The sequence below is a fragment of the Ameyamaea chiangmaiensis genome, assembly GCF_013376175.1.
Classification (GTDB): Bacteria; Pseudomonadota; Alphaproteobacteria; order Acetobacterales; family Acetobacteraceae; genus Ameyamaea; species Ameyamaea chiangmaiensis.
Genome location: NZ_JABXXR010000125.1, coordinates 1 through 8184, shown reverse-complemented (window position 1 = coordinate 8184; position 8184 = coordinate 1). Strand labels below are relative to the sequence as shown.

General features: G+C 66.1%; 7 protein-coding genes and 1 pseudogene. 2 read left to right on the top strand and 6 right to left on the bottom strand.

Features of this window, described 5'->3' with window-relative positions:
* Window positions 1-397 (top strand): zinc-binding dehydrogenase (locus HUK82_RS12720; RefSeq protein ID WP_176614320.1); only part of this gene is annotated, 397 nt, incomplete at its 5' end.
* 12 nt (window positions 398-409) lie between these two features.
* On the opposite strand, the gene HUK82_RS12715 is transcribed toward HUK82_RS12720, so the two are convergent.
* Entirely contained in the window at window positions 410-1408 is a 999-nt protein-coding gene (locus tag HUK82_RS12715) for an MBL fold metallo-hydrolase (protein ID WP_176614319.1), read from the bottom strand.
* The gene (locus HUK82_RS12710; protein WP_256127028.1) at window positions 1408-2475 is read right to left on the bottom strand and encodes a 2-hydroxyacid dehydrogenase; all 1068 of its coding nucleotides are present in this window, start codon (window positions 2473-2475) and stop codon (window positions 1408-1410) included. The genes HUK82_RS12715 and HUK82_RS12710 overlap by 1 nt, the downstream gene beginning before the upstream one ends.
* Window positions 2476-2765: 290 nt before the next feature.
* On the opposite strand from HUK82_RS12710, the gene HUK82_RS12705 reads away from it, so the two are divergent.
* Window positions 2766-4175, top strand: a complete 1410-nt coding sequence (locus HUK82_RS12705; RefSeq protein WP_176614318.1) for a sugar porter family MFS transporter — start codon at window positions 2766-2768, stop codon at window positions 4173-4175.
* Window positions 4176-4284: 109 nt separating this feature from the next.
* On the opposite strand, the gene ilvC is transcribed toward HUK82_RS12705, so the two are convergent.
* The 4 genes and pseudogenes from ilvC to HUK82_RS12685 form a co-directional block, all read right to left on the bottom strand.
* Window positions 4285-5304: a ketol-acid reductoisomerase gene (ilvC, locus tag HUK82_RS12700; protein WP_176614317.1), complete on the bottom strand. Its 1020-nt coding sequence runs from the start codon at window positions 5302-5304 to the stop codon at window positions 4285-4287.
* Window positions 5305-5331: 27 nt separating this feature from the next.
* Complete coding sequence (gene ilvN, locus HUK82_RS12695; RefSeq protein ID WP_176614316.1) at window positions 5332-5847, bottom strand: acetolactate synthase small subunit; 516 nt, start codon at window positions 5845-5847, stop codon at window positions 5332-5334.
* A gap of 102 nt (window positions 5848-5949) precedes the next feature.
* Window positions 5950-7788: a biosynthetic-type acetolactate synthase large subunit gene (gene ilvB / locus HUK82_RS12690; RefSeq protein WP_176614315.1), complete on the bottom strand. Its 1839-nt coding sequence runs from the start codon at window positions 7786-7788 to the stop codon at window positions 5950-5952.
* Between the two features lie 91 nt (window positions 7789-7879).
* Window positions 7880-8184: pseudogene (locus tag HUK82_RS12685) on the bottom strand (tRNA (adenosine(37)-N6)-dimethylallyltransferase MiaA); the annotation flags it as partial.

The window sequence follows — 8184 nt, the reverse complement described above, 5'->3', positions numbered from 1 at the left end:
CGATCCTGATGCGACACCCGATCTGGCGGCGGCGATCGTCGCGCTGACGGGCGAGGGGGCGGATGTGGTGTTCGACCTGATCGGCACGCGGGCGGCGCTGGTGGCGGCGACCGGTATGCTGCGCCGGCGCGGGCGGCTGATCCTGCTGGGCTATACCGAGCAGACCTATGACATCCACCCGGTGGACCTGATCGTGCGCGAGATCACGGTGCGTGGCTCGGTCGGGGCCAGTCTGGAAGATTTGCACGAGGCCGTGGCGTTGATGGCGCGGGGCGTGTTGCGCTTCGATATCGCCGACATCGTGCCGCTCGATGCGTTCGACGACGCGCTGGCGCGCGTGCGGGCCGGGGGGCTCACCGGTCGCGTGGTGCTCGACACCGGCTCGGGGGCGGTGTGACGGCGTCGGGGGTCAGAACCGTATGCGCATGCCCTGCTCGGGCATGATGAAGCGCAGGCCGAGCGTATTGCTCTGTTCCAGTTCGCTCAGGATGCGGCGTGTCGGGGCTTCTCCGTCCGTCAGTGCGTATTTTACATGCGCGACCACCACCGGCAGACCACGCAGCGAGGCCGGACCACCGGCCGCCAGCGCCAGATCGCCGAGGGACGCGAGCATCAGCGCGGGCGTCAGATGGCCATACAGTTGGTTCGTCGATCGTGCATTGTCGTAGGACGCTTCGATGATGATCCCGCGCAACCGGTGCTGGCGAACCAGCGGGGCCACCGCATGCCACAATGCTCGCAGCCGATGGGAACCCTGCACGCGGTCCGCGCCCGTGTCCCCGAGATAGAGCAGCGCGTCGGCGTCAGCCTGCAACACGAACGCGGTTGACTCGACGCCGCCATGCTCCAGCGGAAATGGCGTGACGCGCAAACCTGTCCCCATCACGGGCACGCTCACGCCCGGGGACAGGGTATCGTAGTGGTACAGCCCGATCGCCGGAGCCGGGCCGCCGTCGGCCAGATTGGGCCACAGGGCATTATTGAACAGGTCGCGCTGCATCACGCCGATGACGGATGGCAGGGCGTGGATCGTCTTGCCCCGATCGTCCGGCGAGGCGATGACCAACCCTGCTACGTGATCCAGATGCGCGTGGCTGATCAGATACCCGGCGATCCAGTCGTGCAGCACCGCACCGATGCGCGCGCTCTGTGGGGAGGCGGGCAGAGGCAGGTCATCGAACGCGTGCGCGTCGTCCGCCGCGCGCAGGCCCGCGACCACCGTTCCCGCGTCGCAGGCCACATAGCGTCCCGCCCCGTGCGGGCGCACCAGATAGGTGCTGAGATTGCCGTCCTCGATCCCGCCGCGCGCGCCCAGCACCACCAGGTCGAACCCGGGACCGGCCCATGCGACGGTGGGGGCCGCGATGGCCACCAGCAGGGCCAGAACGGCCCGACCCAGCCGGCGCATCAGTAGCCGCGTGACAGATCGACCGCCCCTTCAACGGGCTCGCCCTTGCGCAGATGGACGATGTTGTCGGCAATCTGCGGTGCCGCGGACCCCGGCAGGGCGACCGACGCCACATGCGGCGTGATCAGCACGTTGTCGAGCGACCAGAGCGGGTCGCCGGCCGGCAGGGGCTCCTCGACGAACACGTCGAGCACGGCCTGGCCGATGCGCCGCGTGCGCAACGCCTCGACCAGCGCGTCCTGGTCGACGATCGGGCCGCGCGCGACGTTGATGAACCCCGCGCCCTCCGGCAGCATCGCCAGCCGCTCGGCCGACATCAGGCCGATCGTCTCGGGCGTCTTGGGCAGCAGCATCACCAGGATATCGCATCCCGACAGGAATTCCGGGAGCGCCTCGATGCCGGCAAACGTCTCGATCCCCGGCGCGGTCTTGGGCGAGCGTGACCAGCCGCGCACGGTGAACCCCTGACGCAGGCATTCGTTGGCGGCGTTCAGCCCCAGCTCGCCCAGCCCCATCATGCCCAGCCGGATCGTCTCCAGCGGACGCGGCTCGATATAATGCCATTCGCCCCGGCGCTGCGCGGCCTCGAAGGCCGGAATGTCACGCGCGATGCGCAGGGCGGCGTGCAGGACGAAGCTGCCCATCATGCGCGTCATCAGCGGGTCGTGCAGGCGCGTGACGGGCACGCCGGGCGGCAGATCGTCACGGGCGGCCATGGCGTCCACGCCGGCACCCAGATTGATGATCAGTCTGAGATTGGGAAAGCGTGCGAAAAACCCCTGCGGCGGCGCCCATACCAGCGCGTAATGCACGTCAGCCGGATCGAAATCGTCCTCCTCCCGCACGAACACCAGATCGGGCAGCGACGCATTAAGAGCTTTCTCCCACGGCTCGGGAAGGTCCAGCTTGCTCCAGAAAATCAGCGTATCGGCCATGATGTGTCCCTGTGTCTCCACGAAGGCGCCCAGTATGCGGTCGCAGGCCGGGCACTGCAACGCATGTTCTCGGACCGCAACGGTAGGGCGGTGACGCCGGCCACGGTAAGGCGCGGTGCCCGTCGGGGGCATGCGCCGGTTGTCCGGCTCTCCAGCAGAAGATTCGCCGGTGCATCGACAGCATTATTGCGATCGAGGGCGTTGGTGCCTGAAGAGGCGATGAATAGTACATGACGATCCGACACAGTCGGCGGCCCCATACCCAAGAGAAGCGGGGGCCGGCCAATAAAATTCCTTCTGCCTGCCTTCTCGGGAAAACTGTGTCAGGCCGCGCGTGTTTTATAGGCCTTGTTGCTCTGGACGCGGGGTGCCTGTCGCCTGCTTCGTCCAGAAGAACCAGTCGAAGAACTGTGGATGCACGCATGAAAAAACTTACCGACGCACAGAAACTGGTCCGGAACATCGTGATGGTCGTCACGATGGGGGCGCTTGCCTTCGGATACGACACGGGCGTGATCGCCGGCGCCCTGCCATTCATGCAGAATCCCCTGGCGCAAGGTGGTCTAGGGCTGACCCCGCTGACCGAGGGGCTGGTGACATCCGCGCTGGTTCTGGGCGCCGCGTTCGGATCTCTGGCGTGTGGGATCGTGGCCGATCGCGTCGGCCGCCGCGACAGCCTGATCGGCCTGTCGGTGGTGTTCATGATCGGCGCGATCGGAACGTCGCAGGCCCCGTCGATCCCGGTCATGATTTTGATGCGTGGGGTCCTTGGCTTCGCCGTGGGCGGTGCCTCGGCGCTGGTGCCGATGTTCATTTCGGAAATGGCGCCTCCCAGCCGCCGGGGCCAGTTGGTCAGCCAGAACGAGATGATGATCGTGACCGGGCAGCTCGCCGCCTACGTGCTCAGCGCCGTGCTTGCGAAATTTTTCGGCGTGCCCGGGATATGGCGCACGATGCTGCTGATCGCCGCCGTTCCGGCGATCTTACTCGGGGGTGGCCTGTTCTTCGTCCCGCGCTCGCCGCGCTGGCTGGCAAGTCGCGGTCGCACGGACGACGCCAGGCGCGTACTCGAACTGATCCGATCGACCGACCGGCAGGTCCGTAAAGAGATGGTGGAGATCGATGCGCAGGTCAGCAAGGAAGCCGATCAGCTGGGCTGGGGGGAGGCGCTGCGCGAGCCGTGGATACGTCGTCTGCTGATGCTGGGCATCGGCCTTGGGTTTGCCGCGCAGTTTACGGGCGTGAATGCCTTCATGTATTTCACGCCCATCATTCTGACCCGCACGGGCCTGGGCACCGAAGCGGCACTTGTCGCCACGATCAGCGCGGGCGTGGTCGCCGTGATCGCGACGTTCTTCGGGATCTGGATGATCGGCCGGTTCCCGCGTCGGTTTACGCTGCTGGGCGGTCTCGGCGGTGTTGTCTTCGCGCATGTCGGTCTGGGGGTTACACTGCTGCTGCTCGACGGTTCTCCGGTGCAGAGCGTGGCCGCGCTGGGGTTCATCCTGCTCGCGCTGCTATTTATCCAGATGATGGTGTCACCGCTTTACTGGCTTTTGATGTCCGAGTTGTTTCCCGTGCGCGCGCGGGGTGTGTTGACCGGGCTCTCGGTCGCGGCGCAGTGGCTGTGCAATGCCACCGTCGCCTTTCTGTTTCCGGTCGTGCTGCACTGGATCGGTGCCTACACGTTCTTCGTGTTCGCCGCGATCAACGTGCTGTCCCTGATGTTCGTGGCCAAGGTTCTGCCCGAAACCCGGGGGATGTCGCTCGAACGGCTCGAACAGCATCTGGAGGCGCATTTTTCGCCCGACATCGCCGCCGGGACGGCCTGAGTGACGCGACCTCCGTCATGACGGCACGCGGCTGACGCCCCGCCAATAAAAAACCCCTCCGCGACCGGGTCGCGGAGGGGTTTTTCGAAAAGTCCTTGATAAATAAGGATCAGTTCTTGGTCTTGTCCACCAGCTTGTTCTTTGCGATCCACGGCATCATGTCGCGCAGCTTCTGGCCGACGGCCTCGATCTGGTGGGCATCGTTGCGCGCGCGGATGGCCTTGAAGCCGACATTGCCGGACTTGTTCTCCAGGATGAAGTTGCGCACGAACGTGCCGTCCTGGATGTCGGTGAGAACGCGCTTCATCTCCGCCTTGGTCTCCGGCGTGATGATGCGCGGGCCGGTCACGTACTCGCCATACTCCGCCGTGTTGGAGATGGAGTAGTTCATGTTCGCGATGCCGCCTTCATACAGCAGGTCGACGATCAGCTTGGTCTCGTGCAGGCACTCGAAATAGGCCATCTCAGGGGCATAGCCCGCCTCGACCAGTGTCTCGAAGCCCGCACGGATCAGGTCGACCAGACCACCGCACAGCACGACCTGCTCGCCGAACAGGTCGGTTTCGACCTCTTCCTTGAACGTCGTCTCGATGATGCCCGCGCGACCGCCACCGTTGGCCGACGCATAGGACAGCGCGATTTCCAGCGCGTTGCCCGACGCGTTCTGCGCGACGGCGACCAGCGACGGCACGCCGCCGCCACGCTGGTACTCCGAACGCACCGTGTGGCCCGGGCCCTTGGGTGCGATCAGGAACACGTCGAGGTCCGGACGCGCTTCGATGATGCGGAAATGGATGGCGAGACCGTGGGCGAAGGCAATCGCAGCGCCTTCCTTCAGGTTCTTTTCCAGATGGTCCTTGTACAGGTCGCCCTGGCCCTCATCGGGGGTCAGGATCATGACCACGTCAGCCCAGGCGGCGGCGTCGGCGGGGCTCATGACCTTGAAGCCGGCGGCTTCAGCCTTGGCAACGGCCGACGACTCCGGACGCAGGCCGATCACGATGTCGGGGACGCCGCTGTCCTTGAGGTTGTTGGCGTGGGCGTGGCCCTGGCTGCCGTAGCCGATGATCGCGACCTTCTTGCTCTTGATCAGGTTCACGTCGGCATCGCGGTCGTAATACACGCGCATGGTAATTCTCCTTTGACGGGGGGGGGATCAGATCGTCTGCGGGCCGCGGGCGATGGCGGCGACGCCTGTGCGCGACACCTCCACCAGCCCCAGCGGGCGCATCAGATCGATGAAACTGTCGAGCTTTTCGGTCGCGCCGGTCAGCTCGAAGACGAAGGACTGGGCCGTGGTATCGACCGCGCGGGCGCGAAACGCCTCGGCGATGCGCAGGGCCTCGGTGCGGTGTTCGCCGGTCGAGACGACCTTCACGAGCGCCATCTCGCGCGCGACATGCGGTCCGGCCTCGGTCAGGTTGACCACGCGATACACCGGCACCAGACGCGACAACTGCGCCTTGATCTGGTCGATGACCATCTGCGTGCCGGAGGTCACGATGTTGATGCGCGAGCGGTGCCGCAGGTCCTCGACCGGGGCCACGGTCAGGCTCTCGATGTTGTAGCCACGGCCTGAAAACAACCCGATCACACGGGCCAGCACGCCGCTCTCGTTCTCAACCAGAAGGGAGATCACCGCGGAGACCTGGGTCTCCTCAGGGGTGGTCATGATGTTTCGTTCCTGCTTTGGGGGACGCCGTGGCGAACCGCGTTCGTTCTGTGAACCCGGTTCGCCTGCGAGACAAGAGGGAAAAGCCCGACGCGTGCTGCCCTAGACGAGCATCCGGCCCGCGCCGGTGATCTCGGCGGGCTTGCCGTCCTGTTCGGGGCCCAGAATCATCTGGTTGTGCGCCGCCCCCGACGGGATCATCGGATAGCAGTTCTCGCCCTGCGCCACGCAGATATCGGCCAGGACCGCACCCTCATGGGCCAGCATCTCGGCGATCACGCCATCAAGTTCGCCCATGTTGGTCGCGCGCAGGCCCTTCGCATGAAAGCTCTCGGCCAGCTTGACGAAATCCGGCAGCGCGGAGCTGTAGCTTTCCGAATAGCGCGATCCGTGCAGCAGTTCCTGCCACTGGCGTACCATGCCCATGTACTGGTTGTTCAGGATGAAGATCTTCACCGGCAGGCGATACTGCGCGATCGTGCCCAGTTCCTGAATGTTCATCAGGGTCGAGGCCTCGCCCGCGATATCGATCACCAGCGCGTCGGGATTGGCGACCTGTGCGCCGACCGCCGCCGGTAGGCCATAGCCCATCGTGCCCAGACCGCCCGATGTCAGCCACCGGTTCGGCTTGTCGAACTGGAAATGCTGGGCGGCCCACATCTGGTGCTGGCCGACCTCGGTCGAGACGAACGTGTCGCGCCCCGTGGCCATGGCCATTTCATACAGGCGGCGCACCGCATGCTGCGGGCGGATGATGGCCGAGGGGGCCGTGTCCTGCGTGAAGCCGAGACTGTCGAGGCCGCGCCAGCCGTCGATCTGCGCCCACCAGTGGCGCAGGTCCTCGGCCTCGGGTCGGCTGTCGTCGGCGTTCCATTCCTCGATCATCATCGCGATGGTCCGGCCGACATCGCCCACCACCGGCACGTCGACGCGGATGATCTTGTTGATCTGCGACGGATCGATGTCGGCGTGGATCTTGAACGAGTCGGGCGAGAACGCGTCCACACGCCCCGTCACCCGGTCGTCGAAGCGCGAGCCCAGCGCGATCAGCACGTCGCAGCCGTGCGTGGCCAGATTGGCCTCGTACGTGCCGTGCATGCCCAGCATGCCCAGGAACTGGCGGTCCGTGGTCGGGAACGCGCCCAGCCCCATCAGGGTCGAGGTCACGGGAAAACCGGTCATTCCCGCCAGACGGCGCAGCGCGTCCGACGCCTGCGGGCCTGAATTGATGATGCCGCCACCGGTGTAGAACAACGGACGGCGCGCCTGCTTCATCGCCTCGACGGCCCGGCGCACGGCGGCGCGGTCGGGCTCTACCTGCGGGCGGTACGACCGGTGCAGAGGCGCCTGTCCGCTGGTGTAGGGGGCTTCGCCCGCCGTGATGTTCTTCGGCAGATCGACCAGCACCGGGCCCGGACGGCCGGTACGGGCGATCAGGAATGCCTCACGCACGGTCGCGGCCAGATCGGCCGGACGCCGCACGAGGTAATTGTGCTTGGTCGCCGGGCGGGTGATGCCGGTGGTGTCAGCCTCCTGGAAGGCATCGTTGCCGATCAGCGGCACCGGCACCTGCCCGGCGAAGCACACCACGGGAATCGAATCCATCAGGGCGTCGACCAGGCCGGTCACGGCGTTGGTCGCACCCGGGCCGCTGGTGACCAGCACCACACCGGTCTTGCCGGTGGAGCGGGCGTAGGCCTCGGCCGCATGCACGGCGGCCTGTTCGTGGCGGACCAGGATGTGGCGGATCTTATCGCGCTTGAACAACGCGTCATAGATCGGCAGCACCGCGCCGCCGGGATAGCCGAACACGACCTCCACACCCTCGTCCTCGAGGACGCGCAGGAGTACCTCGGCGCCGGAGAGGACATGGTGGTCCTGCGATCCATTGTGTTCGAGGGTCCGGGTGGCGTCTGTCGCGATCGGGTTGGTGGCGTTCATGGTCCCTTGCTCCCCCTCCCGGGCTGAAGCGGCTGCTTCCACGCCCCCGGTATGGGGCGCGTTCGGTCCTCGGGCGGATCGTCGGGGCGGTTTACGCGGGTGCCAGCGCGGCGTCAATCTGTTTTATAACAAAAGAAACGATTTTGCCGCCTGACCTTTCCGATTGTTGCGCGTTGAGGTCGAAACGATGGGGTAGAAGCATCGTCGCCGAGGGGGCCGCCAACGGGTGATGGGCAAACCAGGTCGCCTGTCGCTTGGTGTAGCGTCCGGTCGCGGCGATGGCCGCTGCCGCGGCATCGGGCAGGGAACGCTCGCCGCGCAGCACGGCCGCCAGCTCCGGCACGCCATGGGCCCGCATGGCGGGCAAGGCCGGGTCGAGATCGAGCGCCAGCAGCG